This is a genomic window from Sulfolobus sp. B1 (assembly GCF_007050195.1).
Lineage (GTDB): Archaea > Thermoproteota > Thermoprotei_A > Sulfolobales > Sulfolobaceae > Saccharolobus.
On record NZ_QIMI01000274.1, the window covers coordinates 1 to 1,099 of the forward strand.

A 1,099-nucleotide genomic window follows, 5' to 3' on the forward strand; every position below is an offset into this window, starting at 1 on the left:
GTAAAGTGTCTGGTTATCATGAGCTTGAAGCTAAAGATAATGTAGTCGTTGAATATGAATGAAATTGTTGTTGGTAAGGGTAATAGTAATTACGTTATGATTCCAACTAGGCTAGCTTATTATTATAAGAGTTTAGCTGAAAATTTGCAAAGGAAATAAGAGATGGAAAGAGAGTGGAAAATATTAAGTAGGTTTAGGGATTTCCACAAGAAGGCTAAAAACATCTTGGAGAACTCAGCTAGAAAAATTGGGAAGTGGATTGTTGAAATGGATAAATTATTTAACGTTTCAGCTATTTACTTAGAGGATTTAAATAACTTGATAAAGAGCGTTAGAAGCCTATTAATAAAGTTTAGGGATAAGCTCTATCTCATGGAGTACCATAGGATACAATATTGGATCGAGTGGGAGGCTAAGAAGCATGGGCTTAAGGTTGTTTATGTTGACGCTTACTCCTCTTCGCGTTGTCCTAAGTGTGGTAATGAGATGGAGGAGGTTGGTTATAGGAATTTTCATTGTGTGAAGTGCGGTTATGAGAATGATAGAGATGTTATTGCTATTTTGTATGGTTCTCTGACCCTCTCGACTGCCTCTCATATGAGAGATGTAAGCTCAAATCGATGAGGGGAACCTCTAAAGGGGGGAAGTCAGTTTCATTATCCTAGTATGGTATAAAGATGGGAGATATATCTGTTAACCTCAACTACCCTTCAAACGAAAGATATCGATGAGGATCTTCAGCGTAATCTACGACGTTTTCACGGTTGGAGAAACATTCCCCCAACCGATGAGGGGAAAATCCTTATGTAACGGAGTGTATATGAAATGTGTAAGATTATGAATTTTTAAGCCGTATTATACTATAATGATAATGAGATGTTAAAGCTAGACGAGTTAGATCTTAAAATATTGAAACGTATACAAGCTGATGGAAGATTTAATCTACAGAACTTAGCAGAAGAGTTTAAGATGCCTAAGTCTACAATCCTATATAGAATAAGGAGAATGGAAAAGGAAGGGTGTGTGGACAACAATTTCATCCACCCCCATAAAATTCAATTTTATTCCAACTTATGCTAATAGATTTCGAGTAAATTGT

At 35.9% G+C, this 1,099-nt stretch carries 1 protein-coding gene and 1 pseudogene; both read left to right on the plus strand.

Annotation, left to right across the window (positions count from 1 at the left end; translation table 11 throughout):
• Positions 1–48 precede the first annotated feature (48 nt).
• Positions 49–624 (plus strand): annotated as a pseudogene (locus DMP16_RS10130) (zinc ribbon domain-containing protein); the annotation flags it as partial.
• A 252-nt stretch (positions 625–876) separates the two neighbouring features.
• Positions 877–1,080 carry a winged helix-turn-helix transcriptional regulator gene (locus tag DMP16_RS10135; RefSeq protein ID WP_069284385.1) on the plus strand — a complete coding sequence of 68 codons (204 nt, stop codon included), beginning with the start codon at positions 877–879 and terminating at the stop codon, positions 1,078–1,080.
• Positions 1,081–1,099 lie beyond the last annotated feature (19 nt).